Origin of the sequence: Pseudomonas sp. WS 5079, assembly GCF_012985465.1 — a bacterium.
GTDB lineage: Bacteria > Pseudomonadota > Gammaproteobacteria > Pseudomonadales > Pseudomonadaceae > Aquipseudomonas.
This window is the reverse complement of sequence record NZ_JAAQWN010000002.1, coordinates 760015-782342: the sequence shown is the minus strand read 5'-3', so window position 1 is coordinate 782342 and position 22328 is coordinate 760015. Positions and strand designations below refer to the sequence as shown.

At 62.5% G+C, this 22328-nt stretch carries 21 protein-coding genes; 8 read left to right on the top strand and 13 right to left on the bottom strand.

Annotation, left to right across the window (positions count from 1 at the left end; genetic code table 11):
• Positions 1-8: 8 nt before the first annotated feature.
• From ybeY to miaB, 3 genes are all read right to left on the bottom strand, one after another.
• Positions 9-467, bottom strand: a complete 459-nt coding sequence (ybeY, locus tag HBO05_RS08120) for an rRNA maturation RNase YbeY (protein ID WP_172312296.1) — start codon at positions 465-467, stop codon at positions 9-11.
• Complete coding sequence (locus tag HBO05_RS08115; RefSeq protein WP_169951184.1) at positions 460-1464, bottom strand: PhoH family protein; 1005 nt, start codon at positions 1462-1464, stop codon at positions 460-462. The genes ybeY and HBO05_RS08115 overlap by 8 nt, the downstream gene beginning before the upstream one ends.
• A 225-nt stretch (positions 1465-1689) precedes the next feature.
• Entirely contained in the window at positions 1690-3018 is a 1329-nt protein-coding gene (miaB, locus tag HBO05_RS08110; RefSeq protein WP_057439015.1) for a tRNA (N6-isopentenyl adenosine(37)-C2)-methylthiotransferase MiaB, read from the bottom strand.
• 132 nt (positions 3019-3150) lie between these two features.
• On the opposite strand from miaB, the gene HBO05_RS08105 reads away from it, so the two are divergent.
• Positions 3151-3477 (top strand): DUF1820 family protein, encoded by a 327-nt coding sequence (locus HBO05_RS08105; RefSeq protein WP_003215457.1) that lies wholly within the window; start codon positions 3151-3153, stop codon positions 3475-3477.
• Positions 3478-3595: 118 nt separating this feature from the next.
• On the opposite strand, the gene HBO05_RS08100 is transcribed toward HBO05_RS08105, so the two are convergent.
• The 4 genes from HBO05_RS08100 to HBO05_RS08085 all read right to left on the bottom strand — a co-directional run bounded on the left by HBO05_RS08100 (position 3596) and on the right by HBO05_RS08085 (position 7116).
• Positions 3596-4150 carry a tetratricopeptide repeat protein gene (locus tag HBO05_RS08100; protein WP_169951182.1) on the bottom strand — a complete coding sequence of 185 codons (555 nt, stop codon included), beginning with the start codon at positions 4148-4150 and terminating at the stop codon, positions 3596-3598.
• A 225-nt stretch (positions 4151-4375) separates the two neighbouring features.
• A complete protein-coding gene (hemL, locus tag HBO05_RS08095) occupies positions 4376-5659 on the bottom strand; it encodes a glutamate-1-semialdehyde 2,1-aminomutase (RefSeq protein WP_169951180.1) in 1284 nt (427 codons plus the stop codon).
• 17 nt (positions 5660-5676) lie between these two features.
• On the bottom strand, positions 5677-6300 hold the full coding sequence (gene thiE, locus HBO05_RS08090; RefSeq protein ID WP_169951178.1) for a thiamine phosphate synthase: 624 nt from the start codon (positions 6298-6300) through the stop codon (positions 5677-5679).
• A gap of 18 nt (positions 6301-6318) precedes the next feature.
• Complete coding sequence (locus HBO05_RS08085; protein WP_169951175.1) at positions 6319-7116, bottom strand: hydroxymethylpyrimidine/phosphomethylpyrimidine kinase; 798 nt, start codon at positions 7114-7116, stop codon at positions 6319-6321.
• Here HBO05_RS08085 and HBO05_RS08080 point away from each other — a divergent pair.
• From HBO05_RS08080 to HBO05_RS08060, 5 genes are all read left to right on the top strand, one after another.
• Complete coding sequence (locus HBO05_RS08080) at positions 7006-7374, top strand: hypothetical protein (RefSeq protein WP_172311870.1); 369 nt, start codon at positions 7006-7008, stop codon at positions 7372-7374. The genes HBO05_RS08085 and HBO05_RS08080 overlap by 111 nt on opposite strands.
• A gap of 29 nt (positions 7375-7403) precedes the next feature.
• Positions 7404-9773: a 7TM diverse intracellular signaling domain-containing protein gene (locus tag HBO05_RS08075; protein ID WP_172312294.1), complete on the top strand. Its 2370-nt coding sequence runs from the start codon at positions 7404-7406 to the stop codon at positions 9771-9773.
• An 88-nt stretch (positions 9774-9861) separates the two neighbouring features.
• A complete protein-coding gene (locus HBO05_RS08070) occupies positions 9862-11511 on the top strand; it encodes an acyl-CoA dehydrogenase family protein (protein WP_169951171.1) in 1650 nt (549 codons plus the stop codon).
• 208 nt (positions 11512-11719) lie between these two features.
• Entirely contained in the window at positions 11720-13183 is a 1464-nt protein-coding gene (gene amn, locus HBO05_RS08065) for an AMP nucleosidase (protein WP_029292211.1), read from the top strand.
• Between the two features lie 70 nt (positions 13184-13253).
• Complete coding sequence (locus HBO05_RS08060; protein WP_262376926.1) at positions 13254-13889, top strand: pseudouridine synthase; 636 nt, start codon at positions 13254-13256, stop codon at positions 13887-13889.
• Here HBO05_RS08060 and HBO05_RS08055 read toward each other — a convergent pair.
• Both HBO05_RS08055 and HBO05_RS08050 read right to left on the bottom strand, forming a co-directional pair.
• Entirely contained in the window at positions 13884-14093 is a 210-nt protein-coding gene (locus HBO05_RS08055; protein WP_038448064.1) for a DUF2788 domain-containing protein, read from the bottom strand. The two genes, HBO05_RS08060 and HBO05_RS08055, sit on opposite strands and share 6 nt — an antisense overlap.
• Before the next feature lie 227 nt (positions 14094-14320).
• On the bottom strand, positions 14321-14800 hold the full coding sequence (locus HBO05_RS08050) for an Lrp/AsnC family transcriptional regulator (RefSeq protein ID WP_003176264.1): 480 nt from the start codon (positions 14798-14800) through the stop codon (positions 14321-14323).
• Between the two features lie 417 nt (positions 14801-15217).
• Here HBO05_RS08050 and HBO05_RS08045 point away from each other — a divergent pair, with 417 nt between their 5' ends.
• Positions 15218-16225, top strand: a complete 1008-nt coding sequence (locus tag HBO05_RS08045) for a DUF6515 family protein (protein WP_172312292.1) — start codon at positions 15218-15220, stop codon at positions 16223-16225.
• Here the strand turns inward: HBO05_RS08045 and HBO05_RS08040 are convergent.
• Positions 16222-17115: a cation diffusion facilitator family transporter gene (locus HBO05_RS08040; RefSeq protein ID WP_169951167.1), complete on the bottom strand. Its 894-nt coding sequence runs from the start codon at positions 17113-17115 to the stop codon at positions 16222-16224. The two genes, HBO05_RS08045 and HBO05_RS08040, sit on opposite strands and share 4 nt — an antisense overlap.
• A 15-nt stretch (positions 17116-17130) precedes the next feature.
• Positions 17131-17550, bottom strand: coding sequence for a polyribonucleotide nucleotidyltransferase (locus tag HBO05_RS08035; RefSeq protein ID WP_169951165.1), 420 nt, complete (start codon positions 17548-17550; stop codon positions 17131-17133).
• Positions 17551-17785: 235 nt separating this feature from the next.
• Here HBO05_RS08035 and hrpB point away from each other — a divergent pair, with 235 nt between their 5' ends.
• The gene (hrpB, locus tag HBO05_RS08030) at positions 17786-20290 is read left to right on the top strand and encodes an ATP-dependent helicase HrpB (RefSeq protein WP_172312290.1); all 2505 of its coding nucleotides are present in this window, start codon (positions 17786-17788) and stop codon (positions 20288-20290) included.
• 142 nt (positions 20291-20432) lie between these two features.
• On the opposite strand, the gene HBO05_RS08025 is transcribed toward hrpB, so the two are convergent.
• The gene (locus tag HBO05_RS08025) at positions 20433-21521 is read right to left on the bottom strand and encodes an endonuclease/exonuclease/phosphatase family protein (protein ID WP_169951161.1); all 1089 of its coding nucleotides are present in this window, start codon (positions 21519-21521) and stop codon (positions 20433-20435) included.
• A gap of 72 nt (positions 21522-21593) precedes the next feature.
• A complete protein-coding gene (locus HBO05_RS08020; RefSeq protein ID WP_170041681.1) occupies positions 21594-22256 on the bottom strand; it encodes a YciC family protein in 663 nt (220 codons plus the stop codon).
• Positions 22257-22328: the final 72 nt, after the last annotated feature.

The following is a 22328-nucleotide window of genomic DNA, read 5'->3' as shown; positions in this document are numbered from 1 at the left end:
AGTGTCGATTAGTGTTCGTCGTCTGCATAGGGGTCAGGATGACCCAACTCTGCAAGCAACGTTCGTTCCAGTGCTTCCATTTCTTCGGCTTCTTCATCATCTATATGGTCGTAGCCCAACAGATGCAAGCAGCCGTGCATGACCAAATGGGCCCAGTGGGCCTCAAGGGCCTTGCCTTGTTCTTGCGCCTCGCGCTCCACCACGGCGACGCAGATCACCAGGTCACCCAGCAGCGGGATATCCAGCAGTTCGTCCGGTACATCGGCGGGGAACGACAGCACATTGGTTGCGTAGTCTTTCTGGCGCCAGGTGTGATTCAGCTCGCGGCCTTCAGGTTCGTCCACCAGACGGATGGTCAGTTCCGAGTCAGCGCTGCGCTGGCGCAGGGCCAGTGCGCACCATTGGTGGAACTGCGCTTCGCTGGGGGCTGGCGCTTCGGTGGCCAGTTGCAGGTCAAGCTCAAGCATCGCGGCGGTTGTCCTTCGACAGGCCGTCGTCGCGGTGTTCGAAACGCTCGTAGGCCTCGACAATGCGCTGTACCAACGGATGACGCACCACGTCCTTGGGCATGAAGTGGGTAAAGCTGATTCCCGGCACGTCCTTGAGCACCTCGATTACCTGGCCCAGGCCCGACTTGGTGCCCTTGGGCAGGTCGACCTGGGTGATATCGCCGGTGATCACGGCCGTGGAGCCGAAACCGATGCGCGTCAGGAACATCTTCATCTGTTCGACCGTGGTGTTCTGGCTTTCGTCGAGGATGATGAAGCTGTTGTTCAACGTGCGGCCGCGCATATAGGCCAGCGGGGCGATCTCGATCACCTGGCGCTCGATCAGCTTGGCCACGTATTCGAAGCCGAGCATTTCATACAGTGCGTCGTACAGCGGGCGCAGGTACGGGTCGATCTTCTGGGCCAGGTCGCCGGGCAGAAAGCCCAGTTTCTCGCCCGCTTCCACCGCCGGGCGCACCAACAGGATGCGTCGCACCTGTTCGCGCTCCAGGGCGTCTACCGCACAGGCCACGGCCAGGTAGGTCTTGCCGGTACCGGCCGGGCCGATGCCGAAGTTGATGTCGTTGCCGAGGATTTCCTTGACGTACTTCTGCTGATTCAAGCCCCGTGGGCGAATCATGCCTTTTTTGGTACGCAGCGCCACGCTGGCTTCGGCCACCGGGTTGTTGGCCAGGTCTTCCACGGCCGATTCCTGCAGGTACAGGTGCACCGTTTCCGGCGACAGCTCGCTACCCTTGGTCTCGCGGTAGAGGCGACGCAGCAGGTTTTCTGCAGACGTGGTGTGCTGGGGTTCACCAATAAGCTCGAACTGGTTGCCGCGGTTGCGGATCTCGATGCTCAGGCGTTGTTCGATCAGGCGCAGGTGCTCGTCGAACTGTCCGCACAGATTGGCGAAACGACGAGCCTCAAACGGCTCGAGGAGGAAACGATGGGGTTCTGCTATGGGTGCGTTCAAGGTTGCTTTTAGCCGCCCTTTGGCTGTTTAGGTGAAATAGAGGATAACGCCAGCTGCCAGTGTGCGAAAGCACTTAAGTAATCGGAATGCTGCGCGGTTCCCATGTGGGAGCGGGCTTGCTCGCGAAGGCGGTGTGTCAGTCAATGCATCTGTCACTGATCCACTGCCATCGCGAGCAAGCCCGCTCCCACATTTAGATCTCCACCAGTCAGGAGTATTGATGGGTTACTGGATCAGCGAGCCGCGCAGCGAGTGCGGTTGCGCCGCGTCGATGTGCACGTCGGCGAACTGGCCGATCAGTGTCGGGTTATCACAGCGGAAGTTGACGATCCGGTTGTTCTCGGTGCGCCCCTGCAACTCGCCCGGGTCTTTCTTCGAGTAATCGGTGACCAGGATACGCTGGGTCGAACCGACCATCTGTCGGCTGATCTCGAAGCCTTGCTGGTTGAGGCGATGTTGCAGCGCGTTCAGGCGCTCCTTTTTCAGCTCCTCCGGGGTTTCGTCGACCAAGTCGGCAGCCGGAGTGCCGGGGCGCTGGCTGTAGACGAAGGAGTAGGAGAAGTCGAAACCGACGTCTTCAATCAGCTTCATGGTCTGCTGGAAGTCTTTCTCGGTCTCGCCGGGGAACCCAACGATAAAGTCCGAGCTGATGCAGATGCCCGGCACGGCGGCCCGCAGTTTGCGCAGCTTGGACTTGTATTCCAGCGCCGTGTGGTTGCGCTTCATCGCCGAAAGGATACGGTCCGAACCCGATTGCACCGGCAAGTGCAGGTGCTTGACCAGCTCCGGCACTTCGGCGTGGGCCTGGATCAGGCTGTCGGAGAACTCCAGCGGGTGCGAGGTGGTGTAGCGAATCCGCTCGATGCCATCTACCGCCGCAACCACGCGAATCAGCTCGGCCAGGTCCGCCAGGCGCCCATCGTGGGTCTGGCCGCGGTAGCCGTTGACGTTCTGCCCCAGCAGGGTCACTTCACGCACGCCGTTTTCGGCCAGGTGGATGATTTCTGCAAGCACATCGTCGAACGGCCGGCTGACTTCTTCGCCACGGGTATAAGGCACCACGCAGAAGGTGCAGTACTTGCTGCAACCTTCCATGACCGACACATAGGCGCTGGGGCCGTCGATGCGTGGTTCGGGCAAATGGTCGAATTTTTCGATTTCCGGGAACGAGACGTCCACCTGCGGCAGCTTGGTGATACGCGCAGCGTCGATCATTTCCGGCAGGCGGTGCAGGGTCTGCGGGCCGAAGACCACGTCGACGTAGGGCGCGCGGTCACGAATGGCGGCGCCTTCCTGGCTGGCCACGCAACCGCCGACGGCGATTACCATGTCCGGGTTGGCCAGTTTCAGTTCGCGCCAACGGCCCAGCTGCGAGTAGACCCGGTCCTGGGCCCGTTCGCGGATCGAGCAGGTATTGAGCAGGATCACGTCGGCATCTTCGGCGCGAGCCGTGACTTCCAGGGCCTGATGTTCACCCAGCAGATCGACCATGCGCGAGCTGTCGTACTCGTTCATCTGGCAACCGTGGGTTTCGATGTAAAGCTTCTTGGCCATGGGAATCGTCAACTGGTGGTAAAGAACCGCGCATTATAGGGGGCATGCCCATTGGTTCCTAGCACTGTGCATCGGGTGCCATGCTATAGTTCGCGCCCTCATTTATATCCGCCGATGTGCTGCCCGCCCCCCATGACCAAACGTGAAGCTCCAATCTACAAGGTGATTTTCCTTAACCAGGGCCAGGTGTTCGAAATGTACGCCAAGCAGATCTATCAAAGTGATCTGTGGGGCTTCCTGGAAGTGGAAGAGTTCGTCTTTGGCGAGCGCACGCAACTGGTCGTCGATCCGGGCGAGGAAAAGCTCAAGGCCCAGTTCGAAGGCGTGGTGCGCAGTTTTGTGCCGATGCATTCGATTGTGCGTATCGATGAAGTCGAACGCTTGGGTACGCCGAAGATCAGCGAAGCGCGGGGCATGAGCAATGTCATGCCGTTTCCGATGCCGATGCCTGAGAAGTAGGCTTTTAGACCGCGTTGCGCCTATCGCAGGCAAGCCAGCTCGCACATTTTGATTTGTGAACGCATTCAAATGTGGGAGCTGGCTTGCCTGCGATGACGTCAGAAGGGTTTAGACAACCTCAAGGCAGCGGCGAAAAGGGTGAACGCCCATCCGCACTCTGCAATTCCTGCAAGTAATTGCGGAAAATCTGCCCCAGCACCTGGGTCGCCACTTCGAGCTCATCACGCTGCATGTGCTCGGCCACTTCGTCAGCGGTGTCGAGGGCATCTTCGGCGCCGTTGACCGCCGCCATCTTCAGCACGATATACGCCTGCACGTTATTGGCCGGCACGCCTTCGCCGTGGAAGAACATGCTGCCCAGCTTGAACTGCGCCTGGGCGTGGCCCTGCAACGAGGCTTTCTCGAAGAAGCTCAGGGCTTTGTTCAGGTCGCGGGCAGGGTTTTTGTCGTCGTAGAAGAATTCGCCCAACTCGTATTGCGCCTGCGCATCCCCGCTATCGGCCAGGGCCTGGCAGGCGTTCAGCGCCTCGGCCTGACTGTCGGGCTGAGTATTGAGGGTGCAACGACCCATCGCTGGGATCAACAACGAGTTGCCGCCCGCTTGTGCATGTGCAAGCAGCGGTTGAAGGAGCAACAGGCAGCCCAGAACCAGGGTGCGGCCGGTGCGTTTCATGGGAATCGACTTACCTCTGACGGGGCGCGTGGAGCCACGTGGGGATCCAATAAGCGCGCATTATGAAATAAGCAGGCCTCTGCTTACAAAGTCTTTACTCGTTTTTCTGCTGCGTGGGCAAGTTATCTGCCGGATTGCAGGTGATTTCTCGAAAAAACGAGGAAATTTCTGTAAGCAAGGTAGCAAATCTGACGCCACCAGGGGCGGCGTCAGGTTGTGGCTGTCTTACTTCAAAGCGGCGAAGGCACGCTCGGCAGCATCCAGGGTCAGTTTCAGCTCGGCTTCGCCATGGGCGATGGAGGTGAAACCGGCCTCGAAGGCACTCGGTGCCAGGTACACACCGCCTTCGAGCATCAGGTGGAAGAAGCGCTTGAACAGGTTGGCATCGCTGCCCATCACATCGTCAAAGGTGACGATATCGTCGGCGCCGCTGAAATACAGGCCGAACATGCCGCCGGCCTGGGTGGTGACGAACGGGATGCCCGCCGCATCGGCGCGTTGTTGCAGGCCGTCCAACAGGCGGGTGGTGTAGTCGCTCAGTTCGGCATGGAAGCCCGGGCGGCTGATCAGGCGCAGGGTGGTCAGGCCGGCGGCCATGGCCAGCGGGTTACCGGACAGGGTGCCAGCCTGGTAGACCGGGCCCAGTGGCGCGATGTGCTGCATGATCTCGCGCTTGCCGCCGAAGCAGCCTACCGGCATGCCGCCGCCGATGATTTTGCCGAAGGTGCTCAGGTCCGGCGTTACACCGTAGTGAGCCTGGGCGCCGCCGAGGGCGACGCGAAAACCGGTCATCACTTCGTCGAAGATCAACACCACGCCGTGCTTGTCGCACTGCTCACGCAGACCTTCGAGGAATCCCGGGGCCGGTGGCACGCAGTTCATGTTGCCGGCCACCGGCTCGACGATGATGCACGCCACCTCCTGACCGACTTCGCTGAGCATCTGCTCGACGGCGCCGATGTCATTGAACGGCAGGGTCAGGGTGTGCTTGGCAAACGCTGCTGGCACGCCCGCCGAACTCGGTACGCCCTGGGTCAGCAGGCCGGAACCGGCCTTGACCAGCAGGCTGTCGGAGTGGCCGTGGTAGCAGCCTTCGAACTTGATGATGCTGTCGCGGCCGGTGAACCCACGGGCCAGGCGAATCGCGCTCATGGTCGCTTCAGTACCGGAGCTGACCATGCGCACCATCTCCATCGACGGCACGATCGAACACACCAGGTCCGCCATCTCGGTTTCCATGGCGGTGGGTGCGCCATACGACAAACCATGCTCCAACTGCTTGCGCACCGCGTCCAGCACGTCGGGATGGCTGTGGCCGAGGATCATCGGGCCCCATGAACCGACGTAGTCCACGTAGCGCTTGTCATCTTCGTCGGTGACGTAGGCGCCTTCGGCGTGCTTGAAGAACAGGGGCGTGCCGCCGACGCTCTTGAACGCACGCACGGGGGAGTTCACACCACCGGGGATGTGTTTCTGGGCATTGGCAAACAACGTTTCGGAACGAGACATGGGCAGGCTCTCTGAATTCAGGATTTGAGGAGTTCGTTGAAGGCGCGGGCGCGGCGCGTCACTTCCTGGGTGCTGTCGGCACCGAACAGGCCGTGGACCACCGCCAGCAGATCGGCGCCGTGCTCCACCAGGGGCGCGGCGTTTTCCAGGGTGATGCCGCCGATCACGCAGATCGGCAGCTGCAAGCGGGCGCGGGCCTGGGCGAGCATTTCAACGGTGGCCGCGGGCGCGCCGGGCTTGGTCGTGGAGTTGAAGAAACGGCCAAAGGCAACATAGCTGGCGCCTTCGCGCGCGGCTTGTTCGGCCAGTTCGATCTGGCTGTGGCAGGTGGAACCGATGATGGCATTGCGCCCGAGCAGCGCCCGGGCCGGGGTCAGCGGGCCGTCGGTCTGGCCCAGGTGGACGCCGACGCCAAGGCGCGCGGCCAGTTCGGCATCATCATTGATGATCAACTGGGTCTTGTAGCGCGCGCACAGTTCACGCAGCGCCTGGGCTTCGCGCAGGCGACGGGCCTCGTCGCTGCTCTTGTCGCGGTATTGCAGCAAGGTCACGCCGCCTTCCAGCGCGGCCTCGACGTAGGACAGGAACTTACCGGCCAATAGTTGGCTGTCGGTAATGGCATACAGGCCACGTAATTTCATCGAGCAGGCCCCTTGGTGTTACGAACAGAAATCCAGTGGCAGGCGCCGCGGCACAAATTGCCCTTGGCCCAGTTGTTCGGCGTCCCGCAGGGTGCGCCAGGTGTAGTTGAGTGCCGACTCCACGGCGCTGGCCAGGCCTTCGCCCTGGGCCAGGCGGCCGGCCAGGGCGCTTGCCAGGGTGCAGCCGGAGCCATGATAGCTACCGGGCAGGCGCTGGCAGGTGAAGGTGCGGCGCGTGCCGTCGCGGCTGTACAGGCGATTGTGCACCTCATGCTCGTCGCCATGACCGCCGGTGATCAACAGGTGCTTGATAAACGGCAGCAGCTTTTCGGCGCATTCGTCTGCCGTGCCTTCGGGCAGTTCGGCGAGGATGCGTGCTTCAGGCAGGTTGGGCGTGGCGATCAGCGACAACGGCAACAGCCGCTCGCGCATCGCATAACCGACCTCATCCTTGCCCAGGCTGCCGCCGCCACCGGCGCGCAGCACCGGGTCGCAAACCACCGGCAGGTGCGGCTGCTGCTGGAGCAGTTCGACCACGGTATCGACCATCACGGTGGAGCCGAGCATGCCCAGCTTGACCGCCGCAACTTGCGAGTCGCCGAGCACGGCGTTGGCCTGGGCCAATACCCACTCGCGGTCGAGCACGCGAAAATCACTGACATTGACGGTGTTCTGCACGGTCAGCGCGGTCACGGCTGGGGCCGCATGACAGCCTTGGGCGAGCAGGGCTTCGATATCTGCCTGCAAGCCGGCGCCACCACTGGGATCATGGCCGGAGAGACAGAGGACAACGGGGCGGGAGCTGTAGATATTCATGGTGCGCGAGCTTACCACCAAACGCTTTTTGCGTGGCTGTCGGGCAGTGCTTGTATTTTACGCCGGAGCATGCGCAAAAATGGCTATAAGCCATCATTCATTTGTGGGCGATTGAACGCTGAAAGCCCCGTCCTAGAGCCTTTCAAAAAATTATTTCAATGGTGTCTTTTGGCCTTTACCGGCTATGCTAGAGTGGATCCAAACAACTTAAATGTATCGCCGGTGTACGTCATCTCAAAAGGAATGGGGGGCTTTTGACATAACCGGACAGGCCACGCTGGGGCTCTATGCGCTATTTGCTGATGTTTCTCTTGTGCGGGCTGCCGATGCTGGCCGGCGCCGTCGAGTTCAATGAAACCACCCGCAGCCTTCCCCTCGGCCGGATCATGCAAGTCCTCGAAGATCCCAGTGGCAGCGTCACTATCGCCGATGCCCGTTCCGCGGCACTGGCCAACCGCTACACCCGCCATGATAAAGACACGCTCAATGCCGGCTATTCACGCTCGGCGTTCTGGCTCAAGGTCGACCTGCATTACTTGCCCAAGGATCCCCACGCCCAGCGCACCTGGCTGCTGGAACTGGCCTATCCGCCCCTGGATCATCTTGAGTTGTACGTGCCCGATGGCGCCGGTGGCTACCGCCTGGCCGGGCGCACCGGGGATGCATTGCCGTTTGCCAGCCGGGAAATCCGCCAGAACAACTACCTGTTCAATGTCGATTTCAAGGCGGGCGAGGAGAAGACCCTCTATCTGCGCCTGCAAAGCGAAGGCTCGATCCAGGCCCCGTTGACCCTATGGTCGAGCACCGCCTACCTGGAAGACCAGCCGCTGCGCCTGTATGTGCTGGGCCTGATCTACGGTGTGCTGCTGGGGATGCTGGTATACAACCTGTTCATCTACCTCAGCGTGCGCGATACCAGCTACCTCTATTACATCCTCTATATCGCCTCGTTCGGCATGTACCAGCTTTCGGTGAATGGCGCGGCGGTGGAGTATTTCTGGCCGGACAACCCCTGGTGGGCAAATGCGGCGACGCCGTTCCTGATCGGCGCGTCGGCATTGTTTGGCAGCCTGTTTGCCCGCAGCTTCCTGCACACCGCCCTCTATAGTCGCTGGGTGGACCGGCTGCTGCTGGTGCTGGTGGGCACGGGGGCGGTGGTGATGGTGTTGTCGCTGATGACCAGCTATGCCCTGGCCCTGCGCCTGGCGACCGCGCTGGCGCTGATTTTCACCGTGACCATCTTTGTCGCCGGGATCAGGGCCTGGTGCTGTGGCCAGCGCGTGGCGCGGTATTTCATCATCGCCTGGTCGGCGTTCCTGATCGGCGGGGTGGTCAACACGATGATGGTGTTGGGCTACCTGCCCAATGTGTTTCTCACCATGTACTCCAGCCAGATCGGCTCGGCCATCGAAGTCGCCCTGTTGTCCCTGGCCCTGGCCGACCGGATCAACGCGATGCGCGAACAGCAGGCGCAAATCCTGTTTGATGCCAGCCAGAAACTGGAAGTGCTCAACCAGCAACTGGCCCACAGCAACCAGTTGAAAGACGAATTCCTCGCGACCCTGACCCATGAACTGCGCACGCCGATGAACGGGGTGATTGGTTCACTGGAACTGATGCAGACCGAGCCCCTGGCCGGCGACCTCGCGCAGTACCAGCAAACCGCCGCCGGCTCGGCGCGGGACATGATGCGCATGGTCAACGGCATCCTCACCCTCACCGAGCTGCAGGCCGGCCGCCTTAGCGCGCAGCCGCAGGTGTTCAGCCTGCGCGGGGTGCTCGATACCTTGCGCCAGCAGTTCCTGGGTAATGCCCAGGGCAAGGGCCTGGAGTTTTCCATTGATGTGGCGGGCGAGTTGCCCGATCGCCTGGAGGGCGATGCTGGCAAACTGATGCAGTGCCTGGAATGCCTGCTGGATAACGCGTTCAAGTTCACCCACGAAGGTGCCGTGCGCGTACGTGTGGTGGGGGTGCCCCGGGCTGATGGCCATTTGCATCTGACCTTTATCGTCACTGACTCCGGGATTGGCTTTGCGCAGTTGGATGAGGCGACCCTGTATCAGCGTTTCTTCCAGGTGGATGGCTCGACCACCCGCGAATACGGCGGCCTGGGTATTGGCCTGGCAATCTGCCGGCAGTTGATCGAATTGCTCGGTGGGCGCCTGACCCATCATTCCGAACCGCGCAAAGGCAGCCGTTTCCAGCTGGAGGTGGCGGTTATCGCGGTGCCGCCGGAGCCGTCCCGGGCCGTGGAACTGCACCGCGCGCCACAGGACTGCACGGTACTGCTGGTGGACGACAACAGCGTCTCGCAATTGGTCTTGCGCGGCATGTTGCTCAAGTTGGGCTACCGGGTAAAAGTGGCCGACAGCGGCCCCGTAGCCCTGGCGATGCTGCAGGAAGGGGCGTTTGATGCGGTGCTGCTGGATGTGCCCGAGGACGGCTTCTCCCTGTGTTGCCAGGTCCGCGCCTTGCCAGGCTGCGCTGAGCTGCCGGTGATCGCCTTGAGCGACTCCCTGCAAGGCAGCGCGCGCCAGCATTGTCATGGCATCGGCTTGACCGAGCAGTTACTCAAGCCGGTGCGTTTCGAGCTGTTGCAGGCGGTCTTGCAGCGGCGCCTGCTGTGCCCGCTAGAGGGTGAAAGCGCCGGCAGTTAGGCGCATATGCCACTTTTTTAAGGGTGGTGACGATGCTTAACTGAATTCAAGGCCCCAATGAACGTGGCCTTTTATCAGGAGGCCCGTCATGAATCTGCACCAGTTCGCCGAAACCCACGACGTTACCAACCAGCCGCCGTCCCTGGACGGCGCCAATCTGTATCGCCTCGACCTGCCCTTGCAAGAGTGGTCGCGGCGCTTCGGGGCGGGCTGGGCCGAAGCGCGTATCGATACCTACGGCGCCTTGGCAGGCGGGCCGCTGATGGAGGCGGGGTTCCTGGCGAATCAGAACAAGCCAGTGTTCAGCAGCCATGATCGCTATGGTCACCGCATTGACCTGGTGGAGTTTCATCCGGCCTATCACGAGCTGATGCGCACCGCCGTTGAACATGGCCTGCCGTCGCTGCCCTGGGCCCATCCGCAGCCTGGCGCGCATGTTGCCCGTGCGGCCATGACCTACCTGCACAGCCAGGCCGAAGCCGGCACCGGTTGCCCGCTGACCATGACCTTCGCCTGCGTACCGGCCCTGCGCCTGCAGCCAGACCTGGCTGATAGCTGGCTACCAAAAATCCTCAACACCGAATATGACCCGCGCAATGTCGGCATCGCCCACAAGGCTGGCGCAACCATCGGCATGGCCATGACCGAGAAGCAGGGCGGCACCGATGTGCGCGCCAACACCACCCGCGCTTATCCCGTGGGCGCCGGCGGCCCTGGCCAGCCCTATGAGCTGGTAGGCCACAAGTGGTTCTGCTCGGCACCGATGTGCGATGCCTTCCTCACCCTGGCCCAGACTGACAAGGGCCTGACCTGCTTCCTACTGCCAAGGCAGCGTCCGGATGACACGCGCAATCAGTTCTATATCCAGCGCCTGAAAAACAAGCTCGGCAATTGCTCCAACGCCTCCAGCGAAGTCGAATTCCGCGGGGCCCTGGCGTGGATGGTCGGCGAAGAAGGCCGTGGGGTGCCGACCATTATCGAGATGGTGGCCATGACCCGGTTCGATTGCATGGTCGGTTCCAGCTCCTTGATGCGCCAGGCGCTGACCCAGGCCAGCCATCATTGCGCTCATCGGTTGGTCGGTGGCCGGGTGCTCAGTGAGCAACCGTTGATGCAAAACGTGCTGGCCGACCTGGCCCTGGAAAGCGAGGCGGCCCTGGCCTTGAGCCTGCGCATGGGGCGGGCGCTGGATCATCTGGATGATGAGCAGGAGGCCAAGTTCGCGCGGTTGGTGACGGCGGTGGGCAAGTATTGGATCTGCAAACGTGCCCCGGCGATGATCAACGAAGCCGCCGAATGCATGGGCGGCGCCGGGTATGTCGAGGACAGCATCCTGCCGCGCCTGTACCGTGAGGCGCCGGTCAATTCGACGTGGGAAGGTTCTGGCAACGTGCAATGCCTGGACGTGCTGCGGGCCTTGTCGAAAGAGCCGGGCGTGCTGGAAACATTGTTTGTCGAGTTAGGCGACGGGCATGGCGATAAACGCCTGGCTCGGCATATCGAGCAGTTGAAATCGGCGTTTATGGACACCCAGGACATCCAGTACCGGGCGCGACAGCTGACCGAGGACATTGCCGTGGCGTTGCAGGCCAAGTTGTTGCTGGAGGCGGGCAATGCCAGTGTCAGCGATGGATTTATAGCCAGCCGCCTGGGTGAGTCGTCGGGGCGGGTATACGGCACCTTGCCACGGGGTGTGGATGTGCAGGCCATCGTCGCCCGCTCAACCCCGTCTCTCTGAATAAACCCGGTAAAAAATGTGGGAGCTGGCTTGCCTGCGATAGCGCTGGGTCAATTACCTATGTATTGGCTGACCCGCCGCCATCGCAGGCGAGCCAGCTCCCACAGAGATTGCATTGATCTTGAGTGGGCGTGCCAATTCAGAGTTTGCGTCTGGCGGCGATGCAGGCAAGATGACCTCCTGCATGTAAGAAAACAGGAAGCCTACCGTGACCGAAGCTTTTGTTGTCGTTCAAACCGCCGAAGAGGCCGTGGACCGGCTGGCGGCTCTGCATGAGCGTGCCACCGGCGCGCTCAACCAGGCTCTCAAGCAATACCTCAAGGATCGCGTCGAGCCCGACGCCGCACAACGTGCGCTGTTTCGTTACCCGGAACTGCGCCTGACCTATCACTGCCACGGCGAAGTCCCACAGACCACTCGCGCTTACGCCAAGGTGCAGTTGCCGGGTACCTACAGCGTCACCGTCACCCATCCGGCGGCGTTCCGTAAATACTTGCTGGAACAACTGGTGCCGCTGATGCACGACTTCACCGTGACGGTGGAAGTGGGCGTCAGCCAGCAGAACATCCCTTATCCATACGTGGTGGAGCAGGGCGACGAACTGGCTGGCTCCGGGGTGACCGCCGCGACCCTGGCGCGGGTATTCCCCAGCACTGACCTGTCCGCCGCCACCGATGGCATCGCCGATGGCCTGTATGACTGGGAAAACACCGACCCACTGCCCCTGGCGCTGTTCGATGCGGCCCGCGTGGATTTCTCCCTGCGCCGCCTGGTGCACTACACCGGCAGCGATTGGCGCCATGTGCAGCCGTGGATTCTGCTGACCAACTACCACCGCTATGTCGACCAGTTCATCGTCCATGGCCTGGAGCAGTTGCGCAGCGACCCACGCTTTATCCGCATGGTGCTGCCGGGCAACGTGATCATCGAAAAAGGCATGGACCATGGCGAAGCGTCTGCCATTGCCGCAGGCGTGGTCTGGCACCGTTATCAGATGCCGGCCTACCACTTGCAGGCCAGCGATGGCCACGGCGTGACCCTGGTCAACATCGGTGTCGGTCCGTCCAATGCGAAGAACATCACCGACCACCTGGCGGTGCTGCGTCCCCATTGCTGGTTGATGATTGGCCACTGTGGCGGCCTGCGCCAATCCCAGACCATCGGCGACTATGTGCTGGCCCACGCTTATATGCGGCGTGATGGCATTCTCGACCGCGTGGTGCCGCCGAACATCCCGATCCCGGCCCTGGCCGAAGTGCAGATGGCGTTGCAACAAGCGGCGGCCAACGTCACTGGCGAGAAGGGCGAAGAGCTGAAAAAACGCCTGCGCACCGGCACCGTATTGACCTACGACGACCGCAACTGGGAACTGCGCTGGGCCCAGGAACGGCCGCTGATCAACTTGTCCCGCGCGGTGGCCGTGGATATGGAAAGCGGCACCATCGCCGCGCAAGGCTACCGCTTGCGGGTGCCTTACGGCACGTTGCTGTGTGTGTCGGACAAGCCGTTGCACAGTGAAATCAAGTTGCCTGGTTCGGCCAACGCGTTCTATGAGCGGGCCGTGAGCCAGCACCTGAAGATCGGCATCGAGGCGGTGGACTTGTTGCGCACCGAGCTCAACTCGTTGCATTCGCGCAAGCTGCGCAGCTTTGACGAGCCGCCGTTCCGCTAAATAGCGGGGTGGTTATTTAACGGTCAGGCCACTAGCATGGTCGGTCCTGACCGTTAGATATTCCGTTGCCATGTCCCGTCCGCCCCGTCCCGACTCGCGCCGCCCTGGCGTGAAACCTCCCCATGTCGCTGCTCGCCGTGTCGCCAAGGCGCCGCCGGCCGAGCCGAAGTTGATCCTGTTCAACAAACCTTTCGACGTGCTGACCCAGTTCAGTGACGAAGGCGGGCGGGCGACCCTCAAGGACTTCATCGACATCCCGGGCATCTATCCGGCCGGGCGCCTGGATCGGGACAGCGAAGGCCTGTTGCTGCTGACCAATGATGGCCAGTTGCAGGCGCGGATTGCCGATCCCAAGCACAAACTGGCGAAAACTTATTGGGTGCAAGTAGAGGGCGAGCCCACCGAGGAGCATCTGCAACGCTTGCGCGCGGGGGTGGAGTTGAATGACGGCATGACCTTGCCGGCTGAAGCCCGTCGACTGGACGAGCCGGCGCTATGGCCACGCAACCCGCCGGTACGCTTTCGTAAAAACCTGCCGACCTATTGGTTGGAACTGGTGATCCGCGAGGGGCGCAACCGTCAGGTGCGGCGCATGACCGCCGCCGTGGGTTTGCCGACGTTGCGCCTGGTGCGGGTGAAAATCGGCGACTGGTCGATTGAAGGCCTGGGCCAAGGCCAGTACCGCGAAGTGCCGGCGCGCTTATAAAGCCCCGGACTCGATCAGGCCGATGACCACGCTCTTGATGATAAACGCGGCCACGCCCAGGCCCAGCACGAAGAACAGAATCAGCGAGCCAAAGCGCCCGGCCTTGGACTTCTTCGCCAGGTCCCAGACGATAAAGCCCATGAAAATGATCAGGAGGGTGACCAGGCCGGTCATCATCCACTCTTCAAACAGCACGGGGTCAATCGAATTCATTGGGCAGTTTCCGACAAAGGCAGGCGCGAAGTATAAGGCAAGGCGGCAGGTGCAACGTTGACCTGCGTCGGTGCGTCGCACCCAGGTGTCACTGCCTGAGCGCGCTCAAAATGTGGGAGCTGGCTTGCCTGCGGTAGCGGACTGTCAGCTGGCATATCAGCGACTGAAATTTCGCTATCGCAGGCAAGCCAGCTCCTACAGGGGGTTAGTGGTGAGTCTTAGGTGCGCAGGTGCGTCAACGGCAACTCGGTGCTGTTGAGCACCTGGTTCAGCACAAAGCTGGAGCGCACGCTGGTCACGCCTTCGATCCGGGTCAGGTGGCCCAGCAGCAGTTTTTGATAGTGATCCATGTCTGGCACCACCACCTTCAGCTGGTAGTCGGCATCCATCCCGGTGACCAGGCTGCACTCCAGCACCTGCGGCAAGGTGCGGATCGCCGCTTCAAAGTTCTCGAAACGCTCGGGTGTGTGTCGGTCCATGCCGATCAATACGTAGGCCGTAAGGCTCAGGCCGAGCATCTTGCGGTCGAGCAGGGCGACCTGGCGTGAGATGTAGCCGTCGTCCTCCAATTGCTTGACCCGGCGCGAGCAGGGTGACGGCGACAGGCCAATCCGCTCGGCCAGCTCCTGGTTGGAGATCCTCGCGTCGCGCTGTAATTCCGCCAAAATACTCAGGTCGTATCGGTCAAGTTTGCTCATGGGGCTGGCCTTTGTCGTAACTATTGCTGCGAATTATCTATCCAGGGTTAAAAATTGCGCAAGCACTGTTTATTGACGCAATCTTCGCAATCATCTACCAGCGCCTCACGCCTATGATTACCAACAGAATCACTGCCCGGACATAGAGTCCACTGCAGCCCGCCCAATCAGGCCGGCTGCGGCCCGCCAACCCCACCGGGTTGCGCCGGCCCCCGGGCTGCACACTGTCCACAAGACGGCGTGAGGTGAGCCAACGTCATAAGCGTTGAGCCAGGACGAAGTTCTCAAGGGGCGACCGACGGGTCGCCCCTTTTCTTTTGCCGGCGAAAATTGTGCGGGTGACTGTTAACCTGTTGCAGAACCGGGCCCGGCTTTTCCAGTCTCATGCATAGGCCCTAATCCGCAGTGAGGAATAGCATGAAGCCCATCTGGCGTTTGGCAGGTGTAGGTGTGTTGATGGTCACCATGGGTTTTCAGGTGATGGCCGACGAACGAGACAATTCACCCCGCCAGGGCCAAGGCCCGCAGGGTGGTGGTGGGCAGCATGAGCGAGGGCCGGGGAACAACCAGCCGCGCCCGGAACACAACCAGCCCCGCCCGCAAAACCAGCAGGGCGAGCGCGGCGGCCAGAATGGCCAGTGGCAGGCTCGTCCGCAAGGCAATCAAGCCCCGCACCCGGCACCCCAGGCGGGAAGCAATCTGCCGATCCAGGCCCGGCCCGATTCTGTCGGCCAGACCCAGGAGCCGCGCCAGGGCAACTACCGTGACATTCCCCGGCGCAATGATGGCAACCCGCATTGGCAAGCTGGCGGCCCCGGCTCGCGTCCTGGCTACGACGGCCACCCCAATGACAACCGCTGGCCAGGCCGCCCCGACGGGCACGGCAACGGCTGGGGCCCGGGCCCGCAGTATCGGCCCGGCTACACGGTGGACCGCTTCCCCGACCGCAATTACCGCGTGCCCTATCGCGGCCAGGACTATTTCTTCTCGGGTGGCTATTGGTATCGCCCCCAAGGCCCGCGCTATGTAGTGGTCACGCCGCCCTATGGGATTCGTGTGCATTACCTGCCGGACTATGCGCGGGAAGTGTGGGTCGGCAGCGCGCTGTTTTTCCTCGCCGCTGGCGCCTATTACAGCTACGAGAGCAGCACCCAGCAGTACGTGGTGGTGCAACCGCCGATGGCCAGCCTGCCGCCGCAGCCGGCGCCCCAAGGCAATGGCTATGACGTGGTGGCCTATCCCGCCAACGGCCAATCGCCCGCCCAGGTGCAGCAGGACGGTTACGATTGCTATCGCTGGGCGGTGCAGCAGAGTGGCTTCGATCCCCAGACAGTCACCTACGCGCCTGCGCCGGCGGTGGTGCAAACCTACCGCCAGGCCCAGGGCAACTGCCTGAGCAGCCGCGGGTATCAGGTGACCTACTAGGCCTTGTTCCCCGTGACCACTTCCTGCGGGTCGGCGTGCACCAGCACTTCGGCCCGTGGATAGGCCTGGTGGATGGCATCGGCGGCCTGGTCGCTGATGCCATGGGCCACCGACAGGCTCAACTCTCCCGGTAACTCCAGGTGCAACTGCACAAACCAGTGGTTGCCGGAGATCCGCGTGCGCAAATCGTGGGCGCCCAGCACGCCAGGCACGCCCTGGGCCAGTTCGAGCATGTGCTGGCTGACTTCGGCCGGCAGCTCTTCATCCATCAGCACCGCAAAGCTTTCCCGGGCGATCTGGATCGCGCTCCAGATGATGTAGACGGCGATCCCCAGGCCAAACCAGGCATCGACTTGATGCAAGCCGAAGGCGGCCAGCACCAGCGCCAATAGAATGCTGCCGTTGAGCAGCAGATCCGAACGGTAGTGCAGTGAGTCGGCGCGCACCGCATTCGAGCCGGTTTCGCGGATGACCCGGTGTTGCAGGATCAGCAGCGCCACGGTCAGCGCCAGCGACAGCACAATCACCGCAATACTCAGCCAGGGCGCACCCACCGGTTCCGGGTGCTGCAAACGCTGGTACGCCTGGAAGGCGATCAACACCGCACTGCCGGCGATAAACAGCGCCTGGGCCATGCCCGCCAGGGATTCCGCCTTGCCATGCCCATAACGGTGATCGTCATCCGCCGGGCGCAGCGCGTAGTGCACCGCCAGCAGGTTGACCAGCGAGGTCACGCCATCGAGCAGCGAGTCGGTCAACCCGGCGAGCATGCTCACCGAACCACTGAGCCACCAGGCGATGGCTTTGCCGACAATCAAGACACAGGCCACGCCGACCGAGGCGCGGGTAGCCAGGCGCAAGAGCCGGGCGTGTTCGGTGCTGGTGCTCATGGGGCGCTCAAATCCTTATGCCGCAGGTTGCAGGCCCAGGGCGGCGAGTTGTTGCACGCTGCCCTTGAACTGGATCAGGCGCGGGTCGTCCAGCGGCAGGCTGCGGCCGGTTTCGTGCTCGATGATGGTTTGCAGCTTGGTGTTATCCACCTTGCCGTCGGCGCCGATGGCTTCTTGCAGTTTTTCGGGGGCCACTTGTGCGGTTTTGCCGGGCTCGAAGTAAATCGCGCCGGTGGCGAAGTCCACGCCAAAGGCGATCAGGCCGGGGATCACATAAAACAGCAAGCCGACCGCATCGAGCACGGCAATTGCCGGGTCGATCTTGCCGTCGATCTGGCCACGGCGATCAGGATAGAAAATCGAACCGCAAGCCGTCAGTTGGCTCAGCAGGGTGACGGCCAGAACACCGCCGATGACACGGGAAGCAATACGCATGGGATTCTCCTGAACACTTGTAGGGTGTGACTATAAAGCAGATCTGCCTGGTGCCATCGCTCAAATGTGGGAGCTGACTTGCCTGCGATAGCGGTGGGTCAATGAACAAATCCGCTACTGGCCCAGCGCTATCGCAGGCAAGCCAACTCCCACATGTGGCCGTATTTGAGCACCTGAGAGACCATCGATATCCAGCCGTTCGCCGTTATACTCGCCGCTCTGCCTTGGAGCCAGTATGAATTCGTTGCCAATCGATGATGTTTTACCCGCCTTGCGTGAAGCCTTGGCGACGCGCCATGAAGCGGTGCTTGAAGCACCGCCCGGCGCCGGTAAAACCACACGGGTACCGTTGGCGCTGTTGCAGGAAACCTGGCTGGCCGGGCAAACCATCCTGATGCTTGAACCGCGTCGGCTCGCCGCTCGCGCCGCCGCCGAACGCCTGGCCAGTGAGTTGGGGGAGAAGGTCGGCGAAACCGTCGGCTACCGCATCCGCCTGGACAGCAAGGTCGGCCCCAACACGCGGATCGAGGTGGTCACCGAAGGCATCCTCACCCGCCGCCTGCAGGATGATCCTGCGCTGGACGGCGTGGGTCTGCTGATCTTCGACGAATTCCACGAACGCAGCCTCGACGCCGACCTGGCGCTGGCCCTGAGCCTGAACGGCCGCGAGCTGTTTCGTGACGAGCAGCCGCTGAAAATCCTCCTGATGTCCGCCACCCTCGAAGGCGAGCGCCTGTCGGGTCTGCTGGGCGACGCGCCGATCCTGCGCAGTGAAGGGCGCATGTACCCGGTGCAGATGCGCTGGGGCCGGCCATTCCAGCCCGGTGAATTTATCGAGCCGCGGCTGGTGCAGACCATCCTTGAAGCCCTGCACGACGAAACCGGCAGCGTGCTGGTGTTCCTGCCAGGGCAGGCGGAGATTCGCCGGGTCAATCAGCAGTTGGCGGACGCCCTCGGTGAGCGCAGCGACGTGCTGCTCTGCCCGCTGCACGGCGAACTCGACCTGACAGCCCAGCGGGCAGCCATCGACCCGGCGCCGGCGGGCAAACGCAAAGTGGTGCTGGCCACCAACATTGCCGAGACCAGCCTGACCATCAATGGCGTGCGGGTGGTGATAGACGCCGGGTTGGCACGGGTCCCGCGTTTCGACCCAGGCAGTGGCATGACCCGCCTCGACACCCAGCGCATCTCCCGTGCCAGTGCCACTCAGCGCGCCGGCCGGGCCGGGCGATTGGAGCCTGGCGTATGTTACCGCCTGTGGTCCGAGGACCAGCATGAAGGGCTGGCGGCCTATGGCAGCGCAGAGATCCTCTCGGCGGACCTGGCCGGCCTGGCCCTGCAACTGACGCGTTGGGGCGTGACGCCGACGCAACTGGTGTGGCTCGATGTGCCGCCCACCGCCGCCTATGCCCAGGCCCAGGATCTGCTTGAGCGTCTGGGCGCGTTGAAGGACGCGAGCTTGACCACCCACGGGCAGAAAATGGCCAGCCTGCCGGCGCACCCACGTATCGCGCATTTGTTGTTGCGCGGTCAGGACCTGGGGTTGGCGAATATGGCCTGTGATGTCGCCGCGTTACTGGGCGAGCGCGACATCCTGCGCGGCGCGGGCGCGGATTTGCACAGTCGCCTGGCATTGCTGTCCGGCGAGGAGCGGGCCCGTGGCACTCAAGGTGGTGTGCAGCGGGCCAGGCAGTTGGCGCGGCAATATCGCGGCTATCTCAGAGGCAAGGCCGAGCAACCGGTGGCCGATCCCGATCATCCGCGCTGGCTGGGTGCCTTGCTGGCGTTGGCCTACCCGGACCGGGTGGCCCAGCAACGCCGCGCCGGCGGCGCTGAGTATCGCCTGGCCAATGGCCGCGCGGCGCTGTTTGCCGAAGCCGACAGCCTGATGAAACAGCCGTGGCTGGTCATCGCCGACCTGGGCAGCCGCCAGGGGCAGCGTGAAGAGCGGATCTACCTGGCCGCCGACTTCGATCCGGCATTGTTCGATTCGGTATTGGCCGAGCAAGTGCGCAGCTTCGATCAGCTGGATTGGGACGAACGCGAAGGTGTATTGCGTGCCGAGCGCCAGCGCAAGGTTGGTGAATTGGTGCTCAGCCGCGAGCCACTGACTGGCCTGGACGAGTCCGCCCGCAGTCAGGCGCTGGTCAACCTGGTGCGACGCAAAGGCCTGGAACTGCTGCCCTGGACCCCGGAACTGCGCCAGTGGCAGGCCCGTGTCACGTTGTTGCGCCAACTGGACGCCGGCAACAGCGAATGGCCCGACGTCAGTGACAGCGCCTTGCTCGCCAGCCTGGAGCGCTGGTTGATGCCGTACCTGGGCAAGGTCTCGCGCTTGAGCCATTTCGCCAACCTGGACATCTCCAGCTTCCTGCACAACCTGTTGCCCTGGCCTCTGCCCCAGCGCCTGGACGAATTGGCGCCCCAGCATTTGAAAGTGCCGTCGGGCTCATCGGTACGCCTGGATTACAGTGAGCAGCCGCCGATTCTCGCGGTGCGCCTGCAGGAGCTGTTCGGCCTGGCCGACACTCCGCGCATTGCCGGTGGGCGGCAGGTGGTGAAGTTGCACCTGCTGTCGCCAGCGCGGCGGCCGGTGCAGGTGACCCAGGATCTGGCGAACTTCTGGCGCAGTACCTACGCCGAGGTAAGGAAGGATCTAAAAGGGCGGTACCCCAAGCATTACTGGCCGGATGACCCGCTGGTGGCGGAGGCGACTGCGCGGATCAAGCCGCGCAAATAATCATGCTTAATATCCAAATGTAGGAGCTGGCTTGCCTGCGATAGCGGTGGGTCAGTTGGTCAGGTTCTGGCTGACAGACCGCTATCGCAGGCAAGCCAGCTCCTACACAAACCCTATTCCACATCCGGTTGTGTGCTGTGGGCTATTGCGCAGCGGGCAGCAGGAACCGCGCAATCACCGGCAGGTGATTGGAAATACGCAACGTATCGTCCTGCCTCACCCGCGCTTCAACCTTCTTCAGCCTAGGGCTATAGAACAGGTAATCCACCGTGCGATCCGGCCCATCGAGGCCCGGGTCGTTGGGGAAGTGGGTCAGCCACTGCGCCCGGTCAATCCCGCTGGATTGGCTGTTGCTGGGGACCATCGGATATTTGTCCCACAGCAGATGCAGTTCACTGTCCGGCGAATACTGCCCGCGTCTGCCGGCGTCCAGGCGTAGGAATTGCCCCAGCGGCAGCAGGTTGAAATCCCCGCCAATCAGCCACGGCGTGCCCCGGCTTTCGAATTTATCCAGCAGCTTGATGGTCGCCTGCACCTGCTCGCGCACCGCGCTGTGGCCGGGTGCGGCGTTGTCCAGGCGAGTGTTGAGCACCGCCAGTTGGCCGCCGTCGCTCAACGGCAGGTAGCTGAGCAGCAACGCAGGCTTGGGCTGGAACTGACGGCTGATCAGGTTGGCCGGGGCCACCGGCAGTTGCAGGCGCTCGGCATGTTCGATCTGGTAGCGGCTGAGGGTCACCAGCTTGCGGCCAACACTGCCGAATATATGCCAGTCGGGCACAAAGTCGGCTTTCCAGTCGAAGGCCTGGACGCTGCACGGATAGAGGTCCACCAGGCGCTCCTGGAGCAGCGCCAGTTGATCCTGGTAATGGGACGGCTTGGCGCCTTCGTCCAGTTCCTGCAGCAACAGCACGTCTGGCTGTTCGTCGCGGATCACCCGCGCCACTTCGTCCAGGCTGGAGGCCATGTCTTCGATAGTGGGGCGCTCGTCCGGGCCGCTGCCGTCGGGGGTGTCGTACCAGAACACGTAGTTTTTGCCGGCCAGGTATTGCACGTTCCAGGTCATCACCTTGAGCGCCTGGCCGGGCAGCAGCGTCGGCGCACGCGGGGCGACACAGCTTACGGGCAAGGTCTCTTTTTCGGCGGGGCGCCAGGTCAGGCTGTAGACTAGGGCGGTCAGCAAGCCTGCGAGGATCAGCAGGCCCACCAGGGTGGTACGCAGTAAACGGGTCATCGGCTCGCCTTATGGCGCTGCTGGACAGGCCCCGAGCATACCCGACCGGTGGCCGGGAGCCCAAGGACCATGTTAGCGGGCGTCGGCATCACCGGCGATCAGCATGAACAGGCGGAACAGCACCACGCTGGTAAACAGCTGCAGGAAGCTGTGGGCACTGTCGATCAGCACCGCCAGCAACGGGTTCTGCGGGTCGGGCCAGGCCGCGACGCTGGCGCCCTTGAGCAGCCACAGCGGGGTCATCACGCACAACAGGCAGACCAGGATGCGCAGGAAATGCCCTCGGGTCAGGCGAAAACTTTCCTTCATCGCCGCCAGCGCCGTCATACCACGCAGTACCAGCAGGTATTCGGCGAAGGCCAGGGTGACCATCAGCCACAGCCCCGGCAGGAAATACAGCGACAGCCCGAGCAGGATCAGCAGGGTGCTCATGGCGGTCAGCAGCGCATAGCGGGGCCACAGGGTCAGCGCCATGGCCAGCACGTCGGCGGTGCGCGGCGACTCGCCACGGCTGCGGGCGTCGAGGAACAGGATCAGGGCGGCGGTGTACAGCGGGTACACCAGCAGGCCGACGATCATGCTGTAGCCGGTAAACGCCTGCGGGCCCAGGGTGCGATCGAGCACTTGTTGCAGCACGGCTTCCAGGATCACCAAGGGCAGGCACAACTGTACGATGGCGCCCAGGTTGCGCTGGAAAAAGTAGAAAGAGTCGCGCAGAACGGTCAACGGATTCATCAAAGTCATCACAGGCCAAAAAAGCAGCGGACACTTTAACCGATCACCGACAAACGTAAACCTTGGGTAAAG

Excerpts from the sequence above, each read along its gene's own strand:
- ybeY (WP_172312296.1), bottom strand. The coding sequence starts at position 467 with ATGCTTGAGCTTGACCTGCAACTGGCCACCGAAGCGCCAGCCCCCAGC.
- miaB (WP_057439015.1), bottom strand. The coding sequence starts at position 3,018 with ATGGCCAAGAAGCTTTACATCGAAACCCACGGTTGCCAGATGAACGAG.
- HBO05_RS08105 (WP_003215457.1), top strand. The coding sequence starts at position 3,151 with ATGACCAAACGTGAAGCTCCAATCTACAAGGTGATTTTCCTTAACCAG.
- HBO05_RS08100 (WP_169951182.1), bottom strand. The coding sequence starts at position 4,150 with ATGAAACGCACCGGCCGCACCCTGGTTCTGGGCTGCCTGTTGCTCCTT.
- hemL (WP_169951180.1), bottom strand. The coding sequence starts at position 5,659 with ATGTCTCGTTCCGAAACGTTGTTTGCCAATGCCCAGAAACACATCCCC.
- thiE (WP_169951178.1), bottom strand. The coding sequence starts at position 6,300 with ATGAAATTACGTGGCCTGTATGCCATTACCGACAGCCAACTATTGGCC.
- HBO05_RS08080 (WP_172311870.1), top strand. The coding sequence starts at position 7,006 with ATGACAGCCTTGGGCGAGCAGGGCTTCGATATCTGCCTGCAAGCCGGC.
- HBO05_RS08085 (WP_169951175.1), bottom strand. The coding sequence starts at position 7,116 with ATGAATATCTACAGCTCCCGCCCCGTTGTCCTCTGTCTCTCCGGCCAT.
- HBO05_RS08075 (WP_172312294.1), top strand. The coding sequence starts at position 7,404 with ATGCGCTATTTGCTGATGTTTCTCTTGTGCGGGCTGCCGATGCTGGCC.
- HBO05_RS08070 (WP_169951171.1), top strand. The coding sequence starts at position 9,862 with ATGAATCTGCACCAGTTCGCCGAAACCCACGACGTTACCAACCAGCCG.
- HBO05_RS08060 (WP_262376926.1), top strand. The coding sequence starts at position 13,254 with ATGTCCCGTCCGCCCCGTCCCGACTCGCGCCGCCCTGGCGTGAAACCT.
- HBO05_RS08050 (WP_003176264.1), bottom strand. The coding sequence starts at position 14,800 with ATGAGCAAACTTGACCGATACGACCTGAGTATTTTGGCGGAATTACAG.
- HBO05_RS08045 (WP_172312292.1), top strand. The coding sequence starts at position 15,218 with ATGAAGCCCATCTGGCGTTTGGCAGGTGTAGGTGTGTTGATGGTCACC.
- HBO05_RS08040 (WP_169951167.1), bottom strand. The coding sequence starts at position 17,115 with ATGAGCACCAGCACCGAACACGCCCGGCTCTTGCGCCTGGCTACCCGC.
- HBO05_RS08035 (WP_169951165.1), bottom strand. The coding sequence starts at position 17,550 with ATGCGTATTGCTTCCCGTGTCATCGGCGGTGTTCTGGCCGTCACCCTG.
- hrpB (WP_172312290.1), top strand. The coding sequence starts at position 17,786 with ATGAATTCGTTGCCAATCGATGATGTTTTACCCGCCTTGCGTGAAGCC.
- HBO05_RS08025 (WP_169951161.1), bottom strand. The coding sequence starts at position 21,521 with ATGACCCGTTTACTGCGTACCACCCTGGTGGGCCTGCTGATCCTCGCA.
- HBO05_RS08020 (WP_170041681.1), bottom strand. The coding sequence starts at position 22,256 with ATGAATCCGTTGACCGTTCTGCGCGACTCTTTCTACTTTTTCCAGCGC.